General features: G+C 30.8%; 2 protein-coding genes. Both read right to left on the reverse strand.

Going from position 1 to position 1,906, the window contains the following annotated elements; genetic code table 11:
* Positions 1 to 577 precede the first annotated feature (577 nt).
* Positions 578 to 1,048, reverse strand: coding sequence for a hypothetical protein (locus tag BLQ19_RS20780; RefSeq protein ID WP_074539656.1), 471 nt, complete (start codon positions 1,046 to 1,048; stop codon positions 578 to 580).
* Positions 1,049 to 1,177: 129 nt separating this feature from the next.
* Positions 1,178 to 1,903 (reverse strand): formylglycine-generating enzyme family protein, encoded by a 726-nt coding sequence (locus BLQ19_RS20785; RefSeq protein WP_083332333.1) that lies wholly within the window; start codon positions 1,901 to 1,903, stop codon positions 1,178 to 1,180.
* Positions 1,904 to 1,906: the final 3 nt, after the last annotated feature.

Here is a 1,906-nt window from a genome sequence, read left to right on the forward strand (position 1 = left end):
AAATAATAATTATTTATCGAAATTAGAGGTGTCCTAAGAAGGGGAAGTCTACACGCCAATCGAGTCTAAATCAATTTCAAAGAGTACATCGTTGGTTAACCTTTTTATTGATTTCTTATTTCCGTTTAAATAATACTCAACCACTTCTTTCTAGGCATCCTTCATTGTTCCAAGATGATAATAGGCTTTTTCAACTAAAACTCCAGAGGAATTATACTTATACCAAGTGCCAACAGAAGACCCCATACCTTTATAGATGCCTTGGCAACCTTTTTCTTTTACCAATCCATTTTGGTAGTAAGAAATATGTAACTCTTCACAGATTATATCTTTCTCAATAATACTATCCTTGGCAAAAGCAATATCTTTTATTTTACCATTAGTGAATTTCTTTAAAAAGATTACGCTTGTATTATTTTCAAATTGAACAGAATCTAATACCTTTTTACTAAATTGATCTTTAGGCTGAGTATTTTTTTCCTGAAGATTACACGAGCAAAAAATTAAAAAAAAATCGCAAGTATTATATATTTCATAAAATTTAAACTTCCGCTGTTAACTAAGTTCATTTAATACTTCATTCTTTATCAATAGTTGCGCATCCTTTGTAAAGTACATTTTCGATGGTGATAAAAGCTTCATAAACTAAATAATTCTCTGTAACTGCAATTGAGCAAGCTCTATTAGGTTCTAATCTAGAATCAACCCTTCTAATTAACCCAAAAACTCTATTATCAATTGATTTAAACATAATGTTAAACCCCGATTGGTTGTCATAATAGATTTCACAGGAAATGTGCTCTTCCTTTATAGAGTCAAACTTTACAAAATATAGATTTGAGGAATTTAACTTAAGCTTCCAATAAGGTTCATCTCCTTCTGCAATAAAGTAAAGATTTTTATCAGTTAAGAATTTAAAAAAATCTACGGGGTTAAGTTGATTTTCTTGCGTAAGTGATTGCTTATCTAAAAACACAATGGAATCAGTATCAATCTTAAATATTTTAGCTTCGTTTTCGTTATATTCTCCTAAAAAAAATGGACTCATTTTTGTAACGTTCTTGACAACTAATTAAATTTATAGTTAATAATAATATTGAGATTTTATTTTTCATTTGCTAAAATTGTCTCGATTAGTATTTTCAACCTCCTTGTAAAATATCGCTATATTGGAAGATTATCTAGATATTTTTTTCTGAATTAAATTCAAATATTTCAGTACAAATTTTGAATTTATTTCGCAATATTTCATTAGTAGTTTGTCTGAATCATAGACAATTTTCTCTTCATAATTATGTATGGTATCATACCTTGGGTTTACCAAGGTATCTTTACTATAACCAACTAGCCAATCATTAGTCCATTCGGGTCTACCTCCAGACATATCATATAAACCTAAAGGATTGGGTTCATAACTACCTACAGGCTTATCCGCAGCATAGTTATCATCTACACCACCCTCAAGCAAACCACTATCAGTAGCATGTTCAACCTCTAAGCCACGACTACGTGCTGCATATTCCCATTGGGCTTCTGTTGGCAAATCTATAGGTAAATTAAGCTGTTCCCCTAACCATTGACAATAAGATTGCGCTTGGTACCAATTCATGCCAATAGCACCGTAATCTGGGCCCATATCTTCTTGATTTCTATAATTAGGATAAACAAGTTCTAAATTATTTAACTCTGTATATAAATCAAACTCTTTCAACGTTGTCTCATATTTACTTATTGAATAACAATCTAAAGTAACTTGATGCTCCAGCGTAGTATAGTGATAATCATTATTACCCATAGTAAACGTGCCACCCTCTACGAATACAAAATTAACTTTTGCATCTTCTATAATTTGCTCTTGTTCTGGTGTTGCTTTTTTTTGTGAGTTGCAACTTTGAACTAGTATGTA

The organism is Cellulophaga baltica (assembly GCF_900102165.1).
In the GTDB taxonomy this organism is placed as follows: Bacteria; Bacteroidota; Bacteroidia; order Flavobacteriales; family Flavobacteriaceae; genus Cellulophaga; species Cellulophaga baltica.